This is a genomic window from Priestia abyssalis (genome assembly GCF_002019595.1).
Taxonomy (GTDB): domain Bacteria; phylum Bacillota; class Bacilli; order Bacillales; family Bacillaceae_H; genus Bacillus_BA; species Bacillus_BA abyssalis.
On the sequence record NZ_KV917369.1, the window covers coordinates 211,315 to 234,685 of the forward strand.

At 40.2% G+C, this 23,371-nt stretch carries 26 protein-coding genes and 2 riboswitches; of the genes, 21 read left to right on the top strand and 5 right to left on the bottom strand.

Annotated features, from left to right (window positions below):
- Positions 1 to 204 precede the first annotated feature (204 nt).
- The 5 genes from BK575_RS01095 (at position 205) to BK575_RS01115 (ending at position 6,925) form a co-directional block, all read left to right on the top strand.
- Positions 205 to 1,890 carry a glycerol-3-phosphate dehydrogenase/oxidase gene (locus tag BK575_RS01095; RefSeq protein WP_078408515.1) on the top strand — a complete coding sequence of 562 codons (1,686 nt, stop codon included), beginning with the start codon at positions 205 to 207 and terminating at the stop codon, positions 1,888 to 1,890.
- 287 nt (positions 1,891 to 2,177) lie between these two features.
- Complete coding sequence (locus BK575_RS01100; protein WP_078408516.1) at positions 2,178 to 3,932, top strand: phospho-sugar mutase; 1,755 nt, start codon at positions 2,178 to 2,180, stop codon at positions 3,930 to 3,932.
- Between the two features lie 376 nt (positions 3,933 to 4,308).
- The gene (locus BK575_RS01105) at positions 4,309 to 5,430 is read left to right on the top strand and encodes a GAF domain-containing sensor histidine kinase (RefSeq protein ID WP_328589542.1); all 1,122 of its coding nucleotides are present in this window, start codon (positions 4,309 to 4,311) and stop codon (positions 5,428 to 5,430) included.
- Positions 5,431 to 5,440: 10 nt separating this feature from the next.
- The gene (locus BK575_RS01110) at positions 5,441 to 6,094 is read left to right on the top strand and encodes a response regulator (protein WP_078408517.1); all 654 of its coding nucleotides are present in this window, start codon (positions 5,441 to 5,443) and stop codon (positions 6,092 to 6,094) included.
- 297 nt (positions 6,095 to 6,391) lie between these two features.
- Positions 6,392 to 6,925: an NADPH-dependent FMN reductase gene (locus tag BK575_RS01115; protein ID WP_078408518.1), complete on the top strand. Its 534-nt coding sequence runs from the start codon at positions 6,392 to 6,394 to the stop codon at positions 6,923 to 6,925.
- Between the two features lie 192 nt (positions 6,926 to 7,117).
- On the opposite strand, the gene BK575_RS01120 is transcribed toward BK575_RS01115, so the two are convergent.
- Positions 7,118 to 7,723, bottom strand: a complete 606-nt coding sequence (locus BK575_RS01120) for a biotin transporter BioY (protein ID WP_078408519.1) — start codon at positions 7,721 to 7,723, stop codon at positions 7,118 to 7,120.
- 140 nt (positions 7,724 to 7,863) lie between these two features.
- Positions 7,864 to 8,106 carry a YhdB family protein gene (locus BK575_RS01125; protein ID WP_078408520.1) on the bottom strand — a complete coding sequence of 81 codons (243 nt, stop codon included), beginning with the start codon at positions 8,104 to 8,106 and terminating at the stop codon, positions 7,864 to 7,866.
- 642 nt (positions 8,107 to 8,748) lie between these two features.
- Here BK575_RS01125 and BK575_RS01130 point away from each other — a divergent pair.
- The 3 genes from BK575_RS01130 (at position 8,749) to BK575_RS28255 (ending at position 10,899) form a co-directional block, all read left to right on the top strand.
- Complete coding sequence (locus BK575_RS01130) at positions 8,749 to 10,161, top strand: SpoVR family protein (protein WP_078408521.1); 1,413 nt, start codon at positions 8,749 to 8,751, stop codon at positions 10,159 to 10,161.
- A gap of 150 nt (positions 10,162 to 10,311) precedes the next feature.
- Positions 10,312 to 10,527: a YppF family protein gene (gene yppF, locus BK575_RS01135; RefSeq protein ID WP_169907473.1), complete on the top strand. Its 216-nt coding sequence runs from the start codon at positions 10,312 to 10,314 to the stop codon at positions 10,525 to 10,527.
- Between the two features lie 225 nt (positions 10,528 to 10,752).
- Positions 10,753 to 10,899, top strand: a complete 147-nt coding sequence (locus BK575_RS28255) for a hypothetical protein (RefSeq protein ID WP_169907475.1) — start codon at positions 10,753 to 10,755, stop codon at positions 10,897 to 10,899.
- Positions 10,900 to 11,039: 140 nt separating this feature from the next.
- Here the strand turns inward: BK575_RS28255 and BK575_RS01140 are convergent, their stop codons facing one another.
- The 3 genes from BK575_RS01140 to BK575_RS01150 all read right to left on the bottom strand — a co-directional run bounded on the left by BK575_RS01140 (position 11,040) and on the right by BK575_RS01150 (position 13,832).
- Positions 11,040 to 11,360, bottom strand: a complete 321-nt coding sequence (locus BK575_RS01140) for an ArsR/SmtB family transcription factor (protein ID WP_078408523.1) — start codon at positions 11,358 to 11,360, stop codon at positions 11,040 to 11,042.
- A 373-nt stretch (positions 11,361 to 11,733) separates the two neighbouring features.
- Positions 11,734 to 12,891, bottom strand: a complete 1,158-nt coding sequence (locus BK575_RS01145; protein ID WP_078408524.1) for a C40 family peptidase — start codon at positions 12,889 to 12,891, stop codon at positions 11,734 to 11,736.
- Positions 12,892 to 13,352: 461 nt separating this feature from the next.
- Positions 13,353 to 13,832, bottom strand: coding sequence for a nucleoside deaminase (locus BK575_RS01150; protein ID WP_078408525.1), 480 nt, complete (start codon positions 13,830 to 13,832; stop codon positions 13,353 to 13,355).
- A gap of 556 nt (positions 13,833 to 14,388) precedes the next feature.
- Positions 14,389 to 14,487: riboswitch (guanidine-I (ykkC/yxkD leader) on the top strand.
- A 68-nt stretch (positions 14,488 to 14,555) separates the two neighbouring features.
- On the opposite strand from BK575_RS01150, the gene BK575_RS01155 reads away from it, so the two are divergent.
- The 13 genes from BK575_RS01155 to BK575_RS01215 all read left to right on the top strand — a co-directional run bounded on the left by BK575_RS01155 (position 14,556) and on the right by BK575_RS01215 (position 23,354).
- Positions 14,556 to 14,903: a DMT family transporter gene (locus tag BK575_RS01155; protein WP_078408526.1), complete on the top strand. Its 348-nt coding sequence runs from the start codon at positions 14,556 to 14,558 to the stop codon at positions 14,901 to 14,903.
- Positions 14,903 to 15,217, top strand: a complete 315-nt coding sequence (locus tag BK575_RS01160; protein WP_078408527.1) for a DMT family transporter — start codon at positions 14,903 to 14,905, stop codon at positions 15,215 to 15,217. Before BK575_RS01155 ends, BK575_RS01160 begins: the two co-directional genes overlap by 1 nt.
- Positions 15,218 to 15,574: 357 nt before the next feature.
- Positions 15,575 to 15,778 carry a hypothetical protein gene (locus tag BK575_RS27900; protein WP_235867284.1) on the top strand — a complete coding sequence of 68 codons (204 nt, stop codon included), beginning with the start codon at positions 15,575 to 15,577 and terminating at the stop codon, positions 15,776 to 15,778.
- Positions 15,759 to 16,073 carry a YbjQ family protein gene (locus BK575_RS01170; RefSeq protein WP_078408529.1) on the top strand — a complete coding sequence of 105 codons (315 nt, stop codon included), beginning with the start codon at positions 15,759 to 15,761 and terminating at the stop codon, positions 16,071 to 16,073. The genes BK575_RS27900 and BK575_RS01170 overlap by 20 nt, the downstream gene beginning before the upstream one ends.
- Positions 16,074 to 16,148: 75 nt before the next feature.
- A riboswitch (TPP riboswitch) is annotated at positions 16,149 to 16,251 on the top strand.
- 84 nt (positions 16,252 to 16,335) lie between these two features.
- A complete protein-coding gene (gene tenI, locus BK575_RS01175; protein ID WP_078408530.1) occupies positions 16,336 to 16,971 on the top strand; it encodes a thiazole tautomerase TenI in 636 nt (211 codons plus the stop codon).
- The gene (gene thiO, locus BK575_RS01180; RefSeq protein ID WP_139367952.1) at positions 16,952 to 18,082 is read left to right on the top strand and encodes a glycine oxidase ThiO; all 1,131 of its coding nucleotides are present in this window, start codon (positions 16,952 to 16,954) and stop codon (positions 18,080 to 18,082) included. The genes tenI and thiO overlap by 20 nt, the downstream gene beginning before the upstream one ends.
- 12 nt (positions 18,083 to 18,094) lie before the next feature.
- Positions 18,095 to 18,298, top strand: a complete 204-nt coding sequence (gene thiS / locus BK575_RS01185; RefSeq protein ID WP_078408532.1) for a sulfur carrier protein ThiS — start codon at positions 18,095 to 18,097, stop codon at positions 18,296 to 18,298.
- Between the two features lie 2 nt (positions 18,299 to 18,300).
- The gene (locus BK575_RS01190) at positions 18,301 to 19,068 is read left to right on the top strand and encodes a thiazole synthase (RefSeq protein ID WP_078408533.1); all 768 of its coding nucleotides are present in this window, start codon (positions 18,301 to 18,303) and stop codon (positions 19,066 to 19,068) included.
- Positions 19,065 to 20,084, top strand: a complete 1,020-nt coding sequence (locus tag BK575_RS01195) for a thiazole biosynthesis adenylyltransferase ThiF (protein WP_078408534.1) — start codon at positions 19,065 to 19,067, stop codon at positions 20,082 to 20,084. Before BK575_RS01190 ends, BK575_RS01195 begins: the two co-directional genes overlap by 4 nt.
- Positions 20,085 to 20,101: 17 nt before the next feature.
- The gene (thiD, locus tag BK575_RS01200) at positions 20,102 to 20,908 is read left to right on the top strand and encodes a bifunctional hydroxymethylpyrimidine kinase/phosphomethylpyrimidine kinase (RefSeq protein WP_078408535.1); all 807 of its coding nucleotides are present in this window, start codon (positions 20,102 to 20,104) and stop codon (positions 20,906 to 20,908) included.
- Complete coding sequence (gene thiE / locus BK575_RS01205; RefSeq protein WP_078408536.1) at positions 20,905 to 21,561, top strand: thiamine phosphate synthase; 657 nt, start codon at positions 20,905 to 20,907, stop codon at positions 21,559 to 21,561. Before thiD ends, thiE begins: the two co-directional genes overlap by 4 nt.
- 280 nt (positions 21,562 to 21,841) lie before the next feature.
- Positions 21,842 to 22,666 carry an amino acid ABC transporter substrate-binding protein gene (locus BK575_RS01210; RefSeq protein WP_078408537.1) on the top strand — a complete coding sequence of 275 codons (825 nt, stop codon included), beginning with the start codon at positions 21,842 to 21,844 and terminating at the stop codon, positions 22,664 to 22,666.
- The gene (locus BK575_RS01215; protein ID WP_078408538.1) at positions 22,650 to 23,354 is read left to right on the top strand and encodes an amino acid ABC transporter permease; all 705 of its coding nucleotides are present in this window, start codon (positions 22,650 to 22,652) and stop codon (positions 23,352 to 23,354) included. Before BK575_RS01210 ends, BK575_RS01215 begins: the two co-directional genes overlap by 17 nt.
- Positions 23,355 to 23,371 lie beyond the last annotated feature (17 nt).

Genomic DNA, 23,371 nt, shown 5'->3' on the forward strand with positions numbered 1-23,371 from the left:
AAATTTTTTCTACTATTTTCAACTGATGTATGTTATAATTTAATCAAGTTAATAATTTGGCTGGAGAAACGGAGAGACCACAAACCCCTTATATCGATTAAAAGATATAAGGATGTTTGTGGTCTCTTTTTCGTTTGGTTTAAAGGAAGCGTTTGCACAAGCTTTCAGACGTTAAATATTGAACGATCAATGGAGGGATTTATAATGGCTATGACATTTTCGAGTGAAAAACGTACAAATATTTTAAAACAAATGGAAAAAGAAACTTATGATCTTCTTGTTATCGGAGGAGGCATTACAGGATGCGGGATTGCGCTGGATGCAACAACTAGGGGGATGAAAACAGCGTTAGTGGAAATGCAGGATTTTGCGGCAGGAACATCAAGTCGTTCGACAAAGCTCGTTCATGGAGGATTGCGTTATTTAAAACAATTTGAAGTGAAAATGGTAGCGGAAGTTGGAAAGGAGCGCGCCATTGTATATGAAAATGGCCCCCATGTGACAACACCTGAATGGATGCTTTTACCCATGCATAAAGGGGGAACATTCGGCAAGTTTTCCACCTCTATCGGTTTATTGGTCTACGACTATTTAGCAGGTGTAAAAAGAAGCGAAAGAAGATCTATGTTAAGTGCAAATGAAACATTGAAAAGAGAACCGCTTGTAAAGTCAGCCGGATTAAAAGGCGGCGGCTATTATGTGGAATATAAAACCGATGATGCCCGTTTAACCATTGAAGTTATAAAGGAAGCCGTACAGCACGGGGCTGACGCGTTGAATTATACAAAAGTGGAAGAATTCATTTATGAGAGCGGTAAAGTAATAGGAGCCGTCCTTGTTGATCAGATTTCCAAAAAAACGTATAAAGTGTATGCCAAAAAAATTGTGAATGCAGCAGGACCTTGGGTCGATACGCTTCGTGAAAAAGACGGTTCCAAAACAGGTAAATCCCTGCAATTAACAAAAGGAATCCACCTTGTTATTGATCAAAAACGTTTTCCTTTAAAACAAGCAATATATTTTGATACAGCAGATGGGAGAATGGTATTTGCCATTCCAAGAGATGGAAAAACATATGTGGGCACAACAGATACGGTTTATAGAGAGGACATTGCACACCCTCGTATGACAACAGCGGACCGCCAATACGTAATTGATGCTATCAACTATATGTTCCCATCTGTAAATATTGGAGTAAAAGACATAGAATCCAGCTGGACAGGGTTGCGTCCGCTTATTCATGAAGATGGAAAAGACCCTTCCGAAATTTCGCGCAAAGATGAGATTTGGACGTCAGAATCCGGCCTGATTACGATTGCGGGAGGTAAACTCACAGGCTACCGTAAAATGGCGGAAATCGTATTGGATCTCGTCGCTAAACAATTTAAACAAGAGTCAGGGAAGAGTTTTTCGGCTTGTCAAACAAAAACGATGCCGATTTCTGGAGGGCATATAGGAGGGGCTAAAAATCTTCCTGCGTTTATCGAAGAAAAAGCAAAAATCGGTACACATCTTGGCTTATCCAGAGAAGAAGCATTAAAGCTGACAAAACGCTATGGTTCCAATATAGAGCGAGTATATGAGTATTCAAAAGCATATGTGACAGAAGCAAAAGAAAGCGGATTGCCGTTATACGTATTTTTGCAGATCGCTTATGCGATGAAAGAAGAAATGGTAACTAAACCTATCGATTTTTTCATTCGCCGAACAGGGGCCCTCTTTTTTGATATTAACTGGGTGAAGGCGTGGAAAGATGAAGTGGTGGATTATATGGCCAATGATTTAAAATGGTCTTTTGAACAAAAAATGATGTATAAAAAAGAGTTGGAAAAACACTTGCATGACGCGGTTGTAACGGTGGAAGAAGAGACGACAGAAAAGGTAAGTTAACGAGCTTGATGTGTTATGATAAAATCAGTTTGGCATATAAGTTTACGTAAAGAATTGGAGATGGATGCTTTTATCCATCTCCAATTTGTTGCTTATAAGCAGGATAAATCATTCTTATGAATGAGTATTAAAGATAATTAAAAGCAGGAAGATGTGTTTTTTTGTAGAAATGGTTTTGAAGAAAGCATGTTATAACGTTTTGTGAGGGGGTGACCCAAAAGGGGAGAAATTCCCTTTTGGGCTACCCCCTCTTCTTTAAACTTATCTTCTGTCGGAGGGATTTTTGTATGAGTTGGATGAAAAAGTACGAACTTTGGGAACAAGAGGAAAATCTAGATCAAGAAATGCGTAATTTATTGATAGAAATGAAAAATGACGAAAAGCAGTTGGAAGACTGTTTTTATAAAGAGTTGGAATTCGGTACAGGAGGTATGCGCGGTGAAATCGGGGTTGGTACGAATCGCATGAATTTATATACGGTTCGTAAAGCTGCAAGAGGGTTTGCGAACTACATCGAATCATTTGGTGAAGAAGCGAAAAAACGCGGCGTCGTCATTGCCTACGATTCAAGACATAAATCACCGGAGTTTGCGATGGAATCAGCGAAGGCTTTAGCTTCGCAAGGGGTTCAAGCATATGTATTTGACGAGCTTCGTCCCACTCCCGAGCTTTCTTATGCTGTGCGCCATTTGAATGCAGTTGGAGGTATTGTCATTACAGCGAGCCACAATCCTCCTGAATACAATGGATTCAAGGTGTATGGTTCAGATGGAGGGCAGCTCCCTCCAGGTCCCGCTGATGAACTAGTGAAAGAAGTCAATAAAATTGAAAATGAGCTTACGATTCATGTGGACGATGAACAATCCTTAAAGAAAAAGGGGTTGATTAAAATCATTGGCCGCGAAATTGATGAAGCATATAATGAAAAGCTTCTTACCATCTCGGTCAATCCTTCTCTTGCACAAGAAATCGGCGATGAGTTGAAAATTGTATTTACACCGCTTCATGGCACAGCGAATAAATCGGTACGAAAAGCATTGCAATCTTTAGGATATAAGAATGTAGTCGTGGTCAAAGAACAAGAACTTCCAGACGCCGATTTTTCCACTGTGAAGTCACCTAACCCTGAAGAAGCAACGGCATTTGAATATGCGATTAAAGAAGGCAAGAAGATTGATGCTGACATTTTAATCGCCACAGATCCGGATGCGGACCGTTTAGGGGTAGCGGTAAAGGATGAAAGCGGGGAATATGTACTTCTTACAGGAAACCAAACCGGAGCGATTCTGCTGCATTATTTATTGTCACAGCGAAAAGAAAAAGGGGCATTGCCGACAAACGGAGTTATGTTAAAAACCATTGTCACATCAGAAATTGGCCGAGCCATTGCTGATTCGTTTGGAGTCAAGACTATAGATACGTTGACGGGCTTCAAATTTATCGGTGAAAAAATTAAAGAGTATGAACAAACCGGTGAATATGTATTCCAGTTCGGCTATGAGGAAAGCTACGGCTATTTAATCGGTGACTTTGCCCGTGATAAAGATGCTGTACAAGCCGTTTTATTGGCTGTAGAGGTATGCGCTTACTATAAAAAACAAGGGATGACGCTTTATCAAGCTCTTCACCAAATTTTTGAAACGTATGGTTATTACCGTGAGGGATTGAAATCTTTAACGTTGAAAGGAAAAGAAGGAGCAGAGCAGATCCAATATATCTTATCTTCTTTCCGTCAAAATCCTCCAGCCGTAGTCGGGAACCAAAAGATTGTGTTACAGGAAGACTATAAAACGAGTGAACGAATCAATTTGGAAACAAAGGAAAAAGTAGAGATTCTTTTACCAACATCCAATGTGTTAAAGTACTTTTTAGAAGATGGATCATGGTTCTGCTTGCGTCCTTCTGGAACAGAGCCGAAAGTAAAGTTTTACTTTGGTGTAAAAGCAAATAGTCAAAAGCAAAGCGCTGATAAGTTGGAAGCAATTGAAAAAGATTTAATGAAGCGAGTGAATGAGCTGGCGGAAGCTGCTTCAAAAGCGTGATAAGATACAAGTTAGCTGGCATTTTTATTTACTAAACAAATGTTTAATTAGATAGCCTTATTGCAAGTGATTACGAGCGGCTCGTCTTTTTAAACAAATGTTTGATTAAAATTTTTAGAGGATGACTCAAAGGTATGAAAAGTATGCCTTTAAGTCATCTTCTTCAAAGGGCCCGTCATGAGAATCCAATAAAATTAAGGATTCAGTGACGGGTCCTTTCAGTAAAAAATAAGTTTCTGCGGCTTTAGATGGAGTCTGTATGAGGCGATAATCCGACAGTACTTAATAAGACTGTTTGCTATAATGAAAATAAAGGAAATTTCCATCAATGGGAGTGTTAATGCGGAATAAAAGTATTTGTGACCGGGGGATGAAAATGCTGAAAGATGAACAAAGAATGGCTGAGTTGCGAACCTTAAAGGCGATTTCGGAAACATTGAATTCATCAAATGATTTATACTCAATGCTTTATGACGTATTAAAAGAGCTTCTCCATGTAACGGGGCTCGAATCCGGCTGGATTTTCTTGATTGATGAAAGCGGGCAATATCAGCTGGCAGCAGACTATCAGCTGCCTGAGGCGTTATGTATAAATGAAAAAAAACCGATGTGCCAAGGAAGTTGCTGGTGTTTAGATCGCTACAATGACGGACGATTGAATCGAGCGGCCAATATCATTGAGTGTAAACGCTTGGAAGATGCCATTGCAGGAAAATGGGGAGACACGAGAGACATCACCTATCATGCCACAGTGCCGCTTCGGGCAGGGGAAGAGAAGTTCGGTTTATTGAATGTAGCTTCCCCGAATAAAACCCATTTTATAGATGGGGAATTGGCCTTGTTAGAAGCCGTTGCTTATCAGATCGGTACAGCTATTAAAAGGATTGAACTTACCCGGAAGGAGAAAGACCATGCCCTTTTGATGGAACGAAACCGGCTGGCAAGGGATTTGCATGACTCGGTTAACCAACTGTTATTTTCACTTGCATTAACAGCAAGAGGAACAAAAGAAATGGTAGAGGATGCAAATGTGAAGGAAATGCTGGACTACATTCAAGAATTGTCACAAGAAGCGTTAAATGAGATGCGATCGCTTATTTGGCAGCTGCGGCCCCAGGGGCTGGAAAACGGCATTAGTTGTGCGTTTATGAATTATGGAAAAGTGTTAGGTCTTGCCGTACAGGTAGCTGTAGAAGGAGTCATTAATCTTCCTTGTAAAATCGAAGAAGCAATATGGCGCATTGGACAGGAAGCATTGAACAACTGCAGCAAGCATGCGGGAATAGTCAGAGTGAATATTTTCTTAAAGGTAAAAAAAGGTTCTGTAACGCTGCAAGTGAAGGATGGAGGAAACGGCTTTTATTATAATCCCGCTAATCCACTGCTCTCATTAGGGCTGGCTACGATGAAAGAACGAGCTGAAATGTTAAATGGCACGTTTTCATTAACAAGTGAAATAGGAAAAGGGACATTGATTGAGGTTGTCATTCCTTTGTAGGGGGAAAAGTATGGGAATTAAATTATTAATTGCAGACGACCATCATGTCGTTCGCAGAGGATTGCTGTTTTTTTTGAAAACCCAAAAAGATATTGAAGTGGTAGGAGAAGCAAAGGACGGGATTGAAGCGGTAGAATTGGCGCAAAAACTTCATCCCGATGTTGTGTTGATGGATTTGATGATGCCGAATATGGATGGAATTGAAGCGACTCGAAAGCTGAAAGAGTGTATGCCGTTTGTGAAGGTACTCATTTTAACAAGCTTTTCCGACCAAGACCATGTCATTCAAGGAATTCGGGCAGGTGCAGTAGGCTATCAATTAAAGGATGCAGAGCCGGATGAACTTGTGCAAGCGGTTCAAGCGGTTTACCGTGGAGAAAGCCAGCTTCATCCGAAAGTGACTTCCCACGTGTTAACACATTTATCTTCGCCTGCTAATGATGAAAAGAAACCGATTGAAGAATTGACAAAGCGGGAGAAAGAAGTGTTGGTAGAAATTGCAAAAGGGAAGAGCAATAAAGAAATTGCCAGCGCTTTATATATCACTGAAAAAACGGTCAAAACACATGTATCTAATATTTTGGCCAAATTAAACTTGGCTGATCGTACACAAGCGGCTTTATTCGCTGTCAGAAACGGCGTGGTTGAGAATAAAAAGTGGTGAAAGTAAATCAACATTGTTCTAAAATAAGAGACTGCCCAAGGCCGTTTTTGGGGACATCTCAATCACCAAATTTTTTGATTTTACTGTATTTTCATGAAGAAGCCTTTCAGGAGGGTGAGTTAAAGAGTGTTTTTTAGTCTTTAATTCACCTTTTATTTTTCTACAACTTTAGTCTGAGATATCCTCTTTATTTTCTCATCTTTTTTCGTAGGAAAAGTTCAAGCTTCAGTAAGATTTAAGAAAAGGATATTTCTCTTATAATAAGGGTAAAGAGATGGATTAAAGGAGAGTTCGATCATGAAATTAGTTGTCATAAATGGAAGTCCGAGAAAAGAAGGACGTACAGGAATATTGAGCCGTTTTGCAGCCAGTGCATACGGAGCGGAGCTCATTGATTTAAGTGAAGGAACAGTGCCCCTGTTTAACGGTGAAGCTGCACAAAGTGAATTAAAAGATGTTCAAGCGCTGCGAAAAACGATTGGAGAGGCAGACGGGATTCTGTTGACTTCACCTGAGTATCACAGCGGGATGAGCGGTGCTTTAAAAAATGCATTAGATTTTCTAAGCGGTCAGCACTTTCAGCATAAGCCTGTGGCGCTATTAGCAGTAGCGGGAGGCGGCAAAGGCGGAATTAATGCTTTAAATAATATGCGTGTGGTGGCACGCGGACTATATGCGAATGTTATTCCAAAGCAAGTCGTGCTAGATCCAATTTGCTTTACAGAAAAGGGAACTTTAACAGAAGAGGGGTCAAAATTGGTTGATGATATCGTCATCGAGTTGAAACTTTATATGCATGCCTATCAGGCCGTAAAGCAGCTGCATGCATAAAGGAACGAATGATAAGTAAAAATCCGTTTCCGTGATTCATTAGAGAGCCGCTTCGTATCTTTCTTTTCCTGTCTGTACGCTCCAATGGTATTGACCTCCCATAAGATGGTGAAGTGTTAGCAGCACATGGCGTATCTAGTGTGACAATACGAAAGCCCGTTCACCACAGAGGTGAACGGGCTTTCGTCATTATTAAGCCGTACGGTTCTTTTGTTGAGCAAAATAGGCCGAGCGTTGAAGAGAACGATAAATGCGCGGTGCTAAAAAGCCGCCGACAATCGTGAAGACAACGTCTTTTACAGCAAACCACAACATGACCTTCCATGCAGTACCATAACTCATTGGAGCAGAAAGCCAGTAGTTGACGGCCAAGTACATATAGTTCGTTCCGATAAAATAAATAAGAAAAATACCGACAAAAGAAGCGATCATGAAGGTAGAAAGCTGAGGCTCTTTCTTTGCTTCTACCATTTTACCGACAACATATGCTGTGACGATATAGGATAAAATAAATCCGCCTGTGCTCTTAAAGATAACGGCAGCACCTGCTGAAAAGCCTGCGAAGACCGGCGCACCTGCTATTCCAATCAGCATGTATACGAACATGGAAACAGCGCCGAGACGACTTCCCAACAGAAGTCCGGCTAAAATGGCGAAGAATGGCTGCATGGATAGTGGAACACCCGCTACTTGGAGAAACGGAGCCCATGATGTAATATTTGCACCAATGGCCATTAAAGCGGCAAACATGGCCACTAATGTAATATCTAAAGTGTGAAACTTCTTATTGCTTTTCATGAAAAGCCTCCCATAAACAATGTATTTCTTATCCAAAATGGTAAGGGGAAAAAGATTTATTGTCAACATGAAAATGAATGAAGTTAACACTTTTACGGGTAAAAAATTCCCTGCCTTCATATGTGAAGGCAGGGAGGCATTTATACTTCGTCAGCGTACAGTTCATATTCCGATGAAATGGAAGCATGATCAATGTATCTTAATAAAGAGTATAGTGTTTCTTGAATCACTCGATAGTTTCGCTCAAAGTTATAGGCATGTAGAAAATGTTCAATTTTTTTCGAAAGAAAATCATCTTTTGTACGAACCATCAGAATCAATAAGTTATCCCATTGTGAACGGTGTGTGTAGTATAGTGCTTTATCATAATCAATGTTGTTCATGGTAAGCCCTCCTTTAGAGGAGTTGATTATATTGTGTGTGTTTTGTGGAGTTTTCTTGCCCTGTAAATGTTGGGGAACTGTCCAGTTGACAAGTAGGATAAAAATTATGATGAGGAAAAAATAAAAGGGAAACCCTAAAAATACAACAGCGTTACGGTCTCCGTTGAAACGATGTTGATAAAAACTTATTTAAGGATCTTTTTAAGAATTTTAAACCGTATTTAAAACAAGGATAACGAAACGGAGGATCAATTTTTGATGTTTAATTCAACACACTTTTGTGATGTGTGAATACATCACAACTGCTTTTGGATAATATCTTGAATCATCAATGCTGATCACCTCTTGTAATAGACAAGTTTGTTTAAATTAACATGTTTAACGGAGATAAGACCGCTTTAAGTGAAAGAGAATGATAATGCGGTCTCACTTAAATGATGGAAAAGAGTGAAGTTTTCATGAAAAAGCGAGAGGTTCTGTTATGTTTTTTAGAAATTCATATTAAATTTTACGATCAAACGTTTAAACATTTAAACATATTATAATAAAAATAAATAAGAAAGGCAAGTTCTGTGATTTTTGCTTCATCATTTACTGTTCAAGCTCATAAATTGAGAATAAGACCGAAAGGGGGATGTACAAATGAGAGAGGAAGAGCGGAAGGCGCTGGAGAGGGCGATTGATGAAATTACTGAAATCGCTTCGGGTTTCGGCCTGGATTTTTATCCAATGCGTTATGAAATTTGTCCTGCGGATATCATTTATACGTTTGGTGCCTATGGGATGCCGACACGCTTTTCACATTGGAGCTTCGGAAAACAATTTTATAAAATGAAACTTCACTATGATTTGGGTTTGAGCAAAATTTATGAGCTCGTGATCAATTCCGATCCTTGTTATGCATTTTTGCTTGACTCCAATTCCTTAATTCAAAATAAGCTAATTGTTGCCCATGTATTAGCGCATTGCGATTTCTTCAAAAACAACTGTCGTTTTAGCAACACGAAAAGGGATATGGTCGAAAGTATGGCAGCGACAGCTGACCGTATTCAAAAATATGAAATGATACATGGCAAGAGGGAAGTAGAAACCTTTTTAGATGCAGTATTATCAATTCAAGAGCATATTGATCCATCGTTAATGCGGCCGAAGCTTTCCTGGAGTATTTATGATGAGGAAGACGAAGATCCAGAAACTTCTTTAGGCCCGTATGATGATTTATGGAATTTAGATTATAAAGGCCGTCAAAAGCCCAAACCATCAAAAAAAATGAAAAAGTTCCCACCGAATCCGGAGAAAGATATTCTGTTATTTATTGAAGAGTACGGCCGTAACTTAGAAGAGTGGCAGCGGGATATTTTAACAATGATGAGGGAAGAAATGCTTTATTTCTGGCCGCAGCTTGAAACGAAAATCATGAACGAAGGCTGGGCAAGTTATTGGCACCAAAGAATTTTACGAGAAATGGATTTAACGAGTGGAGAATCTATTGAGTTTGCCAAACTTAATGCGGGGGTTGTCCAGCCTTCACGGACAGGAATTAATCCATACTACCTTGGCCTGAAAATCTTCGAAGATATTGAAGAACGTTACAACAATCCAATAGAAGAGCTGAAACGCCAAGGGATAGAGCCGGGGTCAGGAAGAGAGAAGATGTTTGAAGTCCGTGAAATCGAATCGGATATTTCATTTATCCGCAATTATTTAACGAAAGATTTGGTCATGCGAGAAGATATGTATTTATTTCAAAAACAAGGAAAAGACTACAAAATCGTCGATAAAGAATGGACGGAAGTGCGGGATCAGCTCGTCAATATGAGGGTAAATGGAGGGTTTCCGTACATCACCGTGAATGACGGCGACTATTTAAAAAATGGAGAATTGTATTTGAAACACTGGTTCGAAGGTATCGAACTGGATGTAAAATATTTAGAAAAGGTTGTCCCATATATCTACCAGCTATGGGGAAGAGCGGTCCATATGGAAACCATGCTGGAAAACAAAACGGTTGTGTTTACGTATGACGGAAAGAGCATGCATCGGAAGTTTATTTAATAGGTAAAGCTGCCATAGATTGGCAGCTTTATTCTGTATTGATTGAAAAAATTGTAGTAAAATGTCTGACGTTTTATGTTAATGAATATGAAATTTCATGGTATGATTTTTTGTAAGCGCAACCAAAATATCGAAATGAACAGGAGGATCATGATGTTAGTAGAAGATTTAATCCATCAATTTATACTTATGAAAAAAAGAAAACCCTCGCATATGAATGAATTAATTGTCTACATTCAGAAAAGTTATATTCGCGGGGAATTATCTATGGTCGAATATAAAACATTGTTTGCAGATCTTAAGAAGCGTAAAGCAAAAAAGGGGACAATATTCATGTATGAATATAATCCTTCTGTTTGTATATAAGCCTTATAAGCTTCGCTTACAAGGCTTATATTTTATTTCTTGCATTTTATAACACATAAGGGACATTTAGCAGGGGAATTATCCGGAAAGCTTAATTAGCATAAAAAAATTCATCCGCTTTAAAATTTTTAATAGGACATGTATATCTTTGAATGTTTCGGTAAAAAGAGACATACATTCTAACAAAAACATTGGGGGAGAATGCTAATGAGCAAAGAGGCTATAATGCTAATATGGGCAATTGTTACTTGTATGGTTATCGGGATATTTATCTTTCTTAACTCTCAAGCCAGCGAACAAACACTGGCCAGCAGTATTGTAATCAGTCAATATGCAGATAGTACGGGAGTAAATGGTTATCGATCGTTTTAAAACCTCTTCATATTGCCGCGTCTGGACAACACACCTTTCTACCTTCTTTTGTTTCTCATCTATAAGAATGGCCTATTTGTATTCATACATCGTATTATTCATTTCGTTCATTAAAAAATATGGATTTGTTGTTTGAGAAATTAGCAAGAAGAGTGAAATAAACAGCAGAGCTCAGGTGATAATAAATTATTTACCTCTTCGCTGTTTAATTCGTAATAACTCCAAGTTCCTTTAGTTTCTTTTGTAATTAAGTTGGCATCTAATAAAATTTTTAAGTGATAGGATAATTTGGATTGGGGCATACCAATCATCTCGCTTAAATCACAAACGCAAGTGGAACCATGCTGACAAAGGAGGTGCATAATGTGGAGACGCTTTTGATCTGCCAATGATTTGAATTTTGCTTCATACATGACAAAGGTGGACTCTAATGATGGGTCCTGTGATGAGAATGGCTTCATGCTTAATCAACTCCTATATCAATTTTTATTGATTTAATGTAATTATATATCCAAAAAAGAAATATGCAATCGTGTTATCAAAGGGGATGGATTAAAATGAATCCGCAACATAGCATAATGTACATAAAAAGCTGCCTTTTCGTGGCAGCTTTTCGTTTCTATCCCTCATTAACAGGCAGTAAGAGACCCTTACTTCAAAATTGGGAAGTTTAAGTGGGAAATAACTGCCCTAATCTAGCCCCTGAACAGTCGCCTCGCTTTCTCGCGTAAAAGCCCAAACATAAGAACACAGACTAACACCGCCGCGTCCTGCGGGTCTAACTAACCATCGGTGGGAGAGAAAAATCCCTACCGATGGTTAGTTTTCTTTATATTAAAAGAAGGATTTGCTTCCTATATAACGGGGTTTCCAATAAGAGTTGCTTAATGATGAAATCATGACACCTTTAGACGAAGAGGCGTGAATGAAACTGCCATTTCCAAGGTAAATTCCAGCATGAGAAGCCCCAGGTTGATATGTTTCAAAGAAGACGAGATCACCGACACTTGGATTGCTTACTTTCGTTCCGGCTGCATATATGCCCGCTACCGTACGAGGCAAGCTGATTCCCGCCTTTTCAAACACATAATTGAGGAATCCACTGCAATCAAAACCGTTAGGAGTCGTTCCACCCCATACATATGGGGTACCCATCAATCTTTTTGCAAGCGAAATAACTTCATTTGTCACGCTCATAGTAGAAACTCCGGCGACACTTGATGACGCTGCAACAACCTGGTTAGAAGATAGCTTCTTTAAAGTAGCAGGACCGGCAATGCCATCTACAGCCAAGCCATTTGAGCGTTGAAAAGCCATTACGGCGCTTTTTGTAATAGAACCGAAATATCCAGTAGCATTTCCGCTGAAGTAGCCTTTATTTTTTAAAGCCTGCTGAAGTTGCTGTACGGCTGTACCCTTCATGCCTGACTTTAGAGTTTTACTAGTGTTTACAGCTGAAGAAGTTTTAGAAGGTGCAGATTCCATACCGATTAAGACACGATATGTATTAGGCCCGACAATTCCGTCTGCTTTTAAGTTATGGGCACGTTGAAAAGCCATTACAGCATCTTTCGTAATAAAACCATAATAGCCGGTCACAGTTGATTTAAAGTATCCCTTTTGTTTAAGCAGCGTTTGCACTTCTTTTACATCATTATTTTTCATGCCCAATTTTAAAATGGCAGAAGAGATGGAACTAGTGGACGCAGCTGACTGCCCAAGAGCTTGTACAGTTTTTGGACCAACGATGCCATCTGCTGTTAAATGATGGGTACGCTGGAAAGAAAGAACTGAACTTTTAGTTGCAGAACCAAAATAACCTGTGGAATTCTGCTTGAAATATCCTTTTTGTTTTAGCTTATTTTGAAGTTCTTGTACATCGTTATTTTTCATGCCTTGTTTTAATATTTGATCGCCTAATGCGGCGTGGCTAATTGTTGGTAATATTGTTAGTGAAGAGCATAGAGCAACAGAATACAATAATTTTTTCACAAAATTTCCCCCGTAACTAAAATATGTATAAAGAAACAATATTTACATACTAGCAATGGATTATTACAAAAATTATTCATTATTGTTACATTAATGTTACAAATTTCGACATGGTTATATATTCATTTTTTTATTGGATTTATTGGAAAAATCAATAGTTCGTAAAGAAGGGGGGGGAGGGGTATTTCGATATATGTATAAAAAGGGAGTGGGCCATTTGGCTTTTTTGAATGAAAATTTTGGTGAAAGGGAGATTAAGTGACGAGAATGACTCAAAAGAAGCTCTTTTGAGTCATTCCCTAAAAGACCGTTTCTTATAATTTGCTTGAGACTTATAGGACAGCTTCGCGGTTTAATACTGATTTAGAGGCGGACGATAATTTGGCCTCGTACTTGCCTCTTTAAAATGATTGACAATGTCTTCGGCATTTCCTCTAACGTGATTTCTTGATTAATGGGAGTTAATAGTGAATAACGTTCGGATTAACTTTCCAAAGGTGGAAAGGATTTTCCTCGGCAGAGACCGGAAAGGAAACTTGTTGGGCAGAGATGATTCGTTCGCTGGGAGACTTCGGAATTTCACGGTAAATCAAATCATCATCAAATCCGATGGCAGCGGCTTCTGTACGGTTGTGATAATAATACACTCCTTTGATTCTTGCCCAGTAAATGGCGCTCATACACATGGGGCACGGTTCACAACTTGTATAAATGATACAGTCTTGAAGCTGGAAAGTGGAGAGGGTCTGGCAGGTTTGACGAATCGCTTGAATTTCGGCATGGGCAGTCGGATCGTGAGTGGTGGTGACCTGATTTGCCCCGGTTCCAATCACTTTTCCATTTTGAACAATGACAGCCCCGAACGGCCCTCCTGTTCCATTTTGGACATTTTCAGCTGCTATTTTTAACGCCAAGTCAAGAAAGTAACGGTGTTCATTCATCATTAATCTTCCCTTTCATGGTAAGATGGGGTAATTAACTATAATGGATTATTCTAGAGGGAATGTGTTTAGAAGTACTACTTTTTTGTCAAGTTATCTAACATGATTTTATATGGATCGATTTAGAAAATTGGACATGACCAAAGAACGGTCATGTCCAATTTTCTAGACCTAAGCGGCTGACACCCTCCTTACGGTGTTGGCGCCATCCGCATAGGTGAACCCTTGAGTGCACATTCAAGTTGTCTAAATGCCCGATTGTGAGTGTCCCTCTGTGGAAGGAATATGTGACGAGTTATTAAGTTGGGATGTATAAATAGGAGAAAAGGGTAATACTTCCCTGCAGGAACCGCTTTTCAGGAATGTGTTTGTTATTCTGTATGTTTCGATGGAAAAGGAACATTTATCCTATTGTATGTTCGTTTGAGTAAACATAACACCTGTATCAATCTTGTGTATGGTAAATCGAAGGTGAATCTGTCACTTGGGTAATCAATATGAAAAGGATTGACAAAGGGTGTTTTTTGTATTAAAAATGTAGTGACAAGAACATATGGTAAAAGTTTTCTAGGGTTCCGCAGTGTCTGACTGGCCTGGTCCGAGAGAAAACGCACAGCTTTGTTGTGTTACACGGAGGGATAAAAGCCCGGGAGGTATCTTTTAGATGATATCTCCCGGGCTTTTTGTTTCATACTAAAAAACAGCAAGGGAAGGAGAATAAGTATGAATTCAAACTGGATAAAGGTTTTTATAGCTGCCTTTTTCGAAGTATTTTGGGTGATAGGATTAAAGCATTCTGATAGCGTTTGGGAATGGGCAGGAACAGCGGTTTGTATCGCGATCAGTTTTTATATGATGATTATGGCAGGAAGAACTTTGCCGGTCGGGACTGTATATGCCGTGTTCGTGGGAATGGGGACTGCCGGAACCGTATTTGCTGAAGTTGTATTTTTTGAAGAACCGTTTAAATTAATAAAAGTAATTTTTATTCTACTAATGCTTATTGGAGTGATTGGATTGAAACTGGTGACGCAGAATTCTGAACAAGAGGTGGAAGGAGAGAAATCATAATGGCTTGGCTGTATGTCGTGTTGGCTGGTATTTTCGAAATGGCCGGTGTCACAATGATTAATAAATGGCATCATGATGGGAAACAATCTTCACTTTTCCTGCTTTTGGCAGGGTTTGCTGCAAGTTTTCTTTTCCTGTCATTGGCGATGGAAACATTACCGATGGGAACGGCCTATGCTGTATGGACAGGGATAGGGGCTTCTGGAGGTGCAATTTTAGGGATGTTGCAGTATGGGGAGTCAAAAGATTGGCGCCGGATTTTCTTTATTGGATTGATTCTTTCTACTGCAATTGGCCTAAAGGCAGTATCATAGCGAGAACTGCATTTGAATGGAGATAGAAGCCTCTGCTTCTTATAAAATTAAGGTGAGGGGGAGTTTGTTAGCTAAGGTCAAATAATAAGGAGTTCTTATTGATAGAGGAAATTGCTTATTAAACAAACGTTTGTTTAATCCAAATTCTCTCATTAAAATAATGGAACGTGAATATGTTTTATTTACAGTCCATTATTTATCCCGCATTAACAGGCGGTAAGAACCCCACTGATAAAAGTTTCCTTTATGGAGGTTGGGGTGTTAGAAATACTACTGGCGGAAGGATATACGATATAGCTGGGAGAAGTACAATAAATGATTCATTACTTGAAACCGAAAAGGAGCCTATAGCCTATTGTGCAGTTACTGAAATATATATTTTTTATCGTAGCGATAGTTGGACAGGTGACGGGAATGGTATTGCTTTTTATTGATAAACAAAAAGCAGTCACTTTCTTTATCGTATATGGAATAGGATTAGCCTTATTATTGATTGTGTTAGTAATCGAACGCAGAAAAGAAAAAAAGGAGGACGATGAACATGATTATCGTGACTACTGATTTTGTACCAGGAAAGGAAATTAAAGAATTAAAGGGGTTTGTACGAGGAAGCACTGTACAGTCCAAACATATCGGTAAAGATATCATGGCCGGCTTAAAAACGATTGTAGGAGGAGAAATAAAAGAATATACGGAAATGATGGATGAGGCACGTCAGCAAGCAATCGGCCGCCTAGTTGAAGACGCGCAGCGTAAGGGAGCAAATGCGGTTATTGCCCTGCGTTTGGAAACATCAAACGTAATGCAAAATGCGTCTGAAATTATGGCTTATGGTACAGCAGTTTATGTAGAATAAATATATTGACGTATTTAAGGCTTGTCAAACAAAGCAGGTATGTTATACTAAGGACGTAAAAAAGTAAATAATTCGAAAATTCACTAGGGGAGTCTATATGGACTGAGACGGAAACGCTTCCGGACCCTTTGAACCTGATCTGGATTATACCAGCGTAGGGAAGTGGTGGCGTAACGATTTACATGAAATTGTTATATTCAACCCACTCTGCGTGCAGAGTGGTTTTTTATTTTGTTTCACCTTATTAAGGAAGGTTTGAAAAATGAAAAAAGTACCGCGTTTTCATGTTGTATCAACGGGAAGACAGTCAACCGAAGAATTGGTTCACACGATTTCAGCTATCCACCCTTATGTTGATGTCATTCATTTACGGGAAAAAGCCAAAACAGCTGCCGAGCTAGTATATATCATCGAAGAGCTGAAACGTTATCAAGTTCCACTTTCTCAAATCGTCATTAATGATCGAGCGGATGTGGCGTATGCCATGAAGGTGAGAGGGGTTCATCTAGCTTATCACAGCCTTTCTCCAGATCAAGTGAAGCAAAATGGTTCTTCTTTGCTCGTTGGCAGGTCTGTTCATTCTATAGATGAGGCCCGATTGGCGGAGGAACAAGGGGCCGATTACGTTTTTTACGGCCATGTTTATCCTTCGCAATCTAAACAGGGACAATTGCCAAGAGGGGTTTTTTCTTTGGAAGAGGTAGCAAAATCTGTTTCCATTCCCGTTATTGCCATTGGAGGCATAGATTATGAGCGTATTTCAGAAATCCAGCAGACAAGTGCTTATGGGATTGCGGTGATGTCTGGAATTTTTCTAGCGGAAAATCCGGCAGAAGAAGCGAAACGATATCAAAATTTTTTGCAGAAGGGAGAGGGAAATGATGCACGAATCCTATGATGTCGTGATTGTCGGGGGCGGAATCATTGGGTGTTCCATTGCTTACCAATTGGCAAAAAGCGGAGTGAAAACAGTCATTTTAGAGAGAAACAAAATTGGCAGCGAAGCTTCTAGTGCGGCAGCTGGTATTTTAGGTGCTCAAGCGGAGATTGACGAGGAAGGACCTTTACTCGAGCTTGCTTTGCAAAGCCGAGGGCAATTTGGCGAGTTGGTTAAACAACTAAAAGAAGAAACAGGGATTGACGCAGAGCTGATTCAAAAGGGTTTACTAAAGCCTGCCCGCTCAGAAGCGGAAGCAAAGATCCTGAAAGAAAAAGTGAAGCATCATCAAAAATGGGATGCAGATGTCACTTGGCTAACACAAGAAGAAGCGATGAAGCAAGAAAAAGAGCTTTCACCGCTTTTATCAGGAGCCATGTATATTCCAAATGACGGCCAGGTGAATCCGGTAAAGTTAACAGAGGCTTTCATGCTGGGGGCTTCCTATCACGGGGCGGTCATCAGAGAATATTGCGATGTTCAATCCATAGTGCAGGTGAACCAGCGAGTAAAAGGAGTCGTAACAAACAACCAGGTAATCTACGCAGATAAGGTCGTTGTCACAACGGGAGCATGGGCGAAGCAGCTATTAGAACCGTTTCTCCCGGATGGAGACGTATATCCGGTAAAAGGTGAATGTGCATCCGTTTTAACAAAAGAGCGCCTGCTTGCAAGTACGATTTTTTTAGATGAAGGGTTTTATCTCGTACCGAAGGCTGGGGGGCGTATTATTATTGGCGCGACTAAAATTCCTCACTCATTCAATAAAGATGTGTCACTCGATGGAATTGCCTATTTGTTAAAAAAGGCAAAAGAGATTGTCCCGCGTATAGGAGAAGCGGTGTTTGAGCGCCATTGGGCGGGACTGAGGCCCCAAACGGATGATGGGTGGCCGTATTTAGGAAAGCATGAGGGATATGAAGGTCTTTATATGGCATTTGGCCATTACCGGAACGGTATTTTATTAAGTGCCGCAACAGGAACCTTCATGGCTGAGTTCATTCAAGAAAAACCAGTATCTTCTTATTTTTTGGATGCCTTTGGAGCGCATCGACACAAAGTGATTACATAAAGGAGGGTCCGAATGAAACTTATCATTAATGGGGAAGCCATTCAAACAGATGAAAAAATTGAAACTGTTCAGCAATTGCTCGAGTGGCACCAGCTTCAGCAGCGGGTGGTCATTGTTGAGCTGAATGAAATGATTTTACAAAAAGAAGAACATGCAGGTACAACGTTAAAAGACGGAGATCGTATAGAGCTTGTATCATTTGTAGGAGGCGGTTGAATATGTTGAAAATTGGTCCATATGAATTTCAATCTCGTTTATTGTTAGGAACAGGCAAATTTCCGGATTACAATGTCCAAAAACAAGCAGTCGAAGCATCAGAGACAAACATTTTGACGTTTGCGGTTAGAAGAATGAATATTTTTGAAGCAACACAGCCCAATTTATTGGAAGAGTTAGAGGTTCATAGATTTACGCTTCTTCCGAATACAGCAGGGGCCAAAACGGCACAAGAAGCAGTCCGTATCGCAAAACTTGCAAAGGCGTCCGGACTTTGTGACATGATAAAAGTAGAGGTCATCGGCTGTGATAAAACATTGCTTCCTGACCCTGTCGAAACGTTGAAAGCAAGCGAAGAGTTATTAAAAGAAGGATTTATTGTATTGCCTTACACTTCAGACGATGTCCTTCTTGCACGTCGATTGCAAGAATTAGGGGTTCATGCGATTATGCCTGGAGCTTCACCGATTGGCAGCGGTCAAGGAATCATTAATCCTCTAAACCTCAGCTTTATCATTGAACAGGCAAGTGTTCCTGTTATCGTAGATGCGGGAATTGGAACGGCTTCGGATGCTGCACAGGCAATGGAGTTAGGGGCGGATGGAGTCTTATTGAATACCGCTGTTTCAGGAGCAAAGGACCCTGTGGGAATGGCAAAAGCGATGAAACTGGCCATCGTGGCAGGCCGTCTTGCATATGAATCTGGAAGAATTCCGAAAAAACGCTATGCAACAGCAAGCAGTCCGACAGAAGGGATGAGTCTCGTTTGATTGAACGCTATTCACGCCAGCAGCTGTTTGCACCAATTGGAGAAATGGGTCAGAAAAACATAGGCTCTAAACATGTACTAATTGTAGGGGCAGGTGCGCTGGGAACGGGGATTGCGGAGTCCCTTGCCCGGGCTGGAGTCGGCAAGCTGACCATTTTAGACCGTGATTATGTAGAATGGAGCAATTTGCAGCGCCAGCAATTGTACAGCGAAAAGGATGCGGAAGACAGACTTCCGAAAGCCGTTGCAGCAAAACAGCGTCTTCAAGTGATTAATTCTGGAATATCGATTGAAGCACATGTCATGGATGCGAATGTCAATGAATTAGAAGAGCTCATCAAACATGTAGATATCATCATGGATGCAACGGATAATTTTGATATCCGTTTTATGATCAACGACTTGGCCCAAAAGCATGGAATTCCATGGATATACGGAGCTTGTGTGGGAAGCTATGGCCTCAGCTATACTATTCTCCCGGGGAAGACACCATGTTTATCATGTTTGTTGGAAACGGTCCCGATGAATGGATTAACGTGTGATACGACAGGAGTGATCGGTCCTGCCGTTCAAATGGTTGTTGCTTATCAAGTGGCAGAAGCGATGAAATTACTCGTAGGAGATGAAGCTTCTTTGCGAAAGAAGCTTGTTTCATTTGATTTATGGAAAAACCAACATACGATGATTGCTGTGGAGAAGCTGAAAAGGGAAGATTGCCCGTCTTGTGGAGGGAATCGTAATTATCCCTTTTTACAATATGAAAATCAAATGAAGACAGCGGTCTTATGCGGACGCAATACAGTACAAATTCGCCCTGCCCATGCACAGAAGCGAAATTTGGAAGAAACCGCTCAGCTTTTGGAAAAACAGCATGGACAGGTGGAGAAAAATCCATATCTTATTTCTTTTACAATTGATGAGCATCGTCTTGTTTTATTTAAGGACGGACGTGTATTTGTACATGGAACAAACGACATCATATTAGCCAAAACGCTATACCATCGTTATTTAGGCTAAAAGAAAGAGGGATAAACATGACCATTGCAAAAGCCTTGACAATCGCAGGTTCAGACAGCGGCGGCGGAGCGGGTATCCAGGCGGATTTAAAAACATTTCAAGAACGCACTGTGTTTGGCATGTCAGCCATTACAGCCATCACGGCACAAAATACGACAGGTGTACAAGGTGTATATCCTCTTCCGTTGGATGCGATTGCATCCCAAATTGATTCGGTTGTAACAGATTTGCGGCCTTTTGCCATTAAAACGGGAATGTTGTTCAGTGCAGAAATCATTGAGCTTGTTGCCGATAAAATAGAAAAACATGATTTGAGAAATGTAGTAGTAGACCCGGTAATGATTGCAAAGGGAGGAGCTTCTCTTTTACAGCAGAGCGCGGTAAACATGCTGAAGAAAAAATTGCTTCCTTTATGTGAAGTCATTACACCTAACATCCCGGAGGCGGAAGAACTGACGGGAATGAAGCTTCAAACAATGGAAGACCGAAAGAAGGCAGCAAGCTATCTGTATGATTTAGGTGCCCGCCATATCGTCATTAAGGGGGGACATTCTGAGACGAATGAACTGGTTGATTTACTGTATGATGGAGAAAAGTTTATCGAATTTGTACATGAACGAATTGCCACAAAGCATACGCATGGTACAGGCTGCACGTTTTCGGCTTGTACTGCAGCCGAATTGGCAAAAGGGGCATCGGTTGTTCAGGCTGTTGAAACGGCTTCTGAATTTGTTCATGCAGCTATTAAGCATACATTGAATATCGGGAGCGGACACGGCCCTACGAATCATTGGGCTTATCGAAAGCAGGAAGTGATGATATGATGACATTAAGAGAACAATTGGCTCTATATTTTGTAATGGGAAGTACGAATTGTCCTGCGCCCCCCCAATCTATTTTAGAAGAAGCCATTAAAGGCGGAACGACCATTTTCCAGTTTCGTGAAAAAGGAAATGGGAGTTTAAAGGGAAGCGAAAAAAAGGAGCTTGCCCAAACTTTACAACGTATTTGCAAACAATATAGTATACCATTTATCATCAATGATGATGTGGATTTAGCTGTAGAAATCGGGGCGGATGGAGTTCATATCGGGCAAGAAGATGAGCAAATTGAGCAAGTCCGACAAAAGATTGGCAATAAAATTTTAGGAGTATCCGTTCATAATGCAGAGGAAGCGAAGCAGGCGGAGCTATTGGGAGCAGACTACCTTGGGGTTGGCCCGATTTTTTATACGACGACAAAAGAAGATATTCGTGAAGTGAGCGGTCCAGCTGTTATTCAAATGATACGTTCTGCAGAGATTACTCTTCCTCTTGTTGGAATTGGGGGGATCGACTCTCAAAATGCCCATGAAGTAATAGCTGCGGGGGCAGATGGAATTGCTTTGATTTCGGCTATTTCATTGCAGGATGATCCACAACAGTCAGCAAGAAAATTAAAAACAATTGTGGATGAAAATAAAAAGCATATCATTTGAGCGAATTTCCCTTAAAGCCAAGCGTCATAGAAAATCCAAATTAAAGGATTTTCTTGACGCTTTTTTATTGGTTCATCCTTTATTCAATAGTTTATTATTGAGTAGCCTCGAAGGAATGGCTGTAAATTGACTAAATAAAATAGAGAGAAACAGGGGAATGGATTAATTAGTGAGGAACGGTTAAAATAACCATAGTGATATTTTTAAGTTGACTTTTTTTCATATCTCGGTTACCATCACTATAGCTTTCAATTCCTATAAGAATACTGGGGGTTTAAAAATGAAAAAAATATTTGCACTTATGGCAACTTTATTGGCATTTGCCTTTGTATTAACAGCTTGTAATACAAATGGAGGCGAAGAAGCCAAAAACGAAGAGAAGAATGGCGCAGCTACAGAAGATTTATACGCCAAAATTAAAGAAGAAGGCGTTTTAAAAGTTGGAACAGAAGGCACGTACCCTCCGTTCACATTCCATGATGAGTCAGGTAAATTAACAGGGTTTGACGTGGAAATTGCAGAAGAGGTGGCAAAACGCCTTGGAGTGGAGCCGAAATTTATGGAGACGCAATGGGACGGTATGTTTGCGGGGTTAGACGCAAAACGTTTTGATATGATTGCGAACCAAGTAGGGATTAAACCAGAGCGTGAAGAAAAGTATGACTTCTCTAATCCATATATCGCTTCTGCAGCGGTGTTAGTAGTAGGTAAAGATAATAATGAAATTACCAAGTTTGAAGATTTAAAAGGTAAAAAAGCGGCTCAATCTTTAACGAGCAACTATGGTGAGCTGGCGAAGTCTTACGGAGCTGAGCTTGTAGGGGTTGAAGGATTCAACCAGGCGATGGAGCTAATCGCTTCAAAACGAGTGGATGGAACGATCAATGATAAGCTGTCTGTGCTTGATTACAAAAAACAAAAGCCAGATGCAGCCATGAAAATTGTGGATGAGGCAGAAGATGCAGCGGCAAGCGGATTGATGTTTAGAAAAGACAGCGGCAAATTAGTGGAAGAAGTAAACAAGGCGTTAACAGAAATGAAAGAAGACGGCACATATACGAAAATCTCTGAAAAGTGGTTCGGTGAAGATGTATCTCCTAAATAATATTTTTCAGGATCCAGAACGTTTAGAACGTCTCATAATGATTGCAAAGAGTTCCCTTTATCCAATGATAGAGGGAGCTCTTAAATATACGATTCCATTAACGCTTATTTCATTTGTTTTAGGACTTATCCTTGCTGTTTTAACGGCACTTGCCCGTTTATCCCATATTAAAGTATTGAACATAATTGCGCGTATGTATGTCTCGATTATTCGAGGCACACCATTACTTGTGCAATTATTTATTATTTTCTACGGATTGCCTAATTTGGGGCTTACAATTGACCCGTTTCCATCGGCTGTCATTGGATTTTCCCTTAGTATGGGTGCCTATGCCTCAGAAATTATTCGAGCTGCGATTTTATCGATTCCGAAAGGACAGTGGGAGGCCGCCTATTCGATTGGGATGTCTTATCGTAAAGCATTACAAAGAGTGGTTCTGCCGCAAGCAGCACGCGTATCCATTCCGCCTTTGTCCAATTCTTTTATCAGCCTTGTAAAAGATACATCACTCGCTTCGCTTATTCTTGTTACAGAAATGTTCCGAAGAGCGCAGGAAATTGCGGCTACTAACTATGAGTTTTTGCTGCTGTATAGTGAAGCGGCATTATTGTATTGGATTATTTGTTTTCTGCTTTCGGTCGTTCAAGGGCGAATTGAAGCGCGTTTAGACCGTTATGTATCTAAATAAGAGGTTTGGCAGAGAAG

Coding starts and splice junctions, on each gene's coding strand:
- BK575_RS01095 (WP_078408515.1), top strand. CDS start 205: ATGGCTATGACATTTTCGAGTGAAAAACGTACAAATATTTTAAAACAA.
- BK575_RS01100 (WP_078408516.1), top strand. CDS start 2,178: ATGAGTTGGATGAAAAAGTACGAACTTTGGGAACAAGAGGAAAATCTA.
- BK575_RS01105 (WP_328589542.1), top strand. CDS start 4,309: ATGCTGAAAGATGAACAAAGAATGGCTGAGTTGCGAACCTTAAAGGCG.
- BK575_RS01110 (WP_078408517.1), top strand. CDS start 5,441: ATGGGAATTAAATTATTAATTGCAGACGACCATCATGTCGTTCGCAGA.
- BK575_RS01115 (WP_078408518.1), top strand. CDS start 6,392: ATGAAATTAGTTGTCATAAATGGAAGTCCGAGAAAAGAAGGACGTACA.
- BK575_RS01120 (WP_078408519.1), bottom strand. CDS start 7,723: ATGAAAAGCAATAAGAAGTTTCACACTTTAGATATTACATTAGTGGCC.
- BK575_RS01125 (WP_078408520.1), bottom strand. CDS start 8,106: ATGAACAACATTGATTATGATAAAGCACTATACTACACACACCGTTCA.
- BK575_RS01130 (WP_078408521.1), top strand. CDS start 8,749: ATGAGAGAGGAAGAGCGGAAGGCGCTGGAGAGGGCGATTGATGAAATT.
- yppF (WP_169907473.1), top strand. CDS start 10,312: ATGATGTTAGTAGAAGATTTAATCCATCAATTTATACTTATGAAAAAA.
- BK575_RS28255 (WP_169907475.1), top strand. CDS start 10,753: ATGCTAATATGGGCAATTGTTACTTGTATGGTTATCGGGATATTTATC.
- BK575_RS01140 (WP_078408523.1), bottom strand. CDS start 11,360: ATGAAGCCATTCTCATCACAGGACCCATCATTAGAGTCCACCTTTGTC.
- BK575_RS01150 (WP_078408525.1), bottom strand. CDS start 13,832: ATGAATGAACACCGTTACTTTCTTGACTTGGCGTTAAAAATAGCAGCT.
- BK575_RS01155 (WP_078408526.1), top strand. CDS start 14,556: ATGAATTCAAACTGGATAAAGGTTTTTATAGCTGCCTTTTTCGAAGTA.
- BK575_RS01160 (WP_078408527.1), top strand. CDS start 14,903: ATGGCTTGGCTGTATGTCGTGTTGGCTGGTATTTTCGAAATGGCCGGT.
- BK575_RS01170 (WP_078408529.1), top strand. CDS start 15,759: ATGATTATCGTGACTACTGATTTTGTACCAGGAAAGGAAATTAAAGAA.
- tenI (WP_078408530.1), top strand. CDS start 16,336: ATGAAAAAAGTACCGCGTTTTCATGTTGTATCAACGGGAAGACAGTCA.
- thiO (WP_139367952.1), top strand. CDS start 16,952: ATGATGCACGAATCCTATGATGTCGTGATTGTCGGGGGCGGAATCATT.
- thiS (WP_078408532.1), top strand. CDS start 18,095: ATGAAACTTATCATTAATGGGGAAGCCATTCAAACAGATGAAAAAATT.
- BK575_RS01190 (WP_078408533.1), top strand. CDS start 18,301: ATGTTGAAAATTGGTCCATATGAATTTCAATCTCGTTTATTGTTAGGA.
- thiD (WP_078408535.1), top strand. CDS start 20,102: ATGACCATTGCAAAAGCCTTGACAATCGCAGGTTCAGACAGCGGCGGC.
- thiE (WP_078408536.1), top strand. CDS start 20,905: ATGATGACATTAAGAGAACAATTGGCTCTATATTTTGTAATGGGAAGT.
- BK575_RS01210 (WP_078408537.1), top strand. CDS start 21,842: ATGAAAAAAATATTTGCACTTATGGCAACTTTATTGGCATTTGCCTTT.
- BK575_RS01215 (WP_078408538.1), top strand. CDS start 22,650: ATGTATCTCCTAAATAATATTTTTCAGGATCCAGAACGTTTAGAACGT.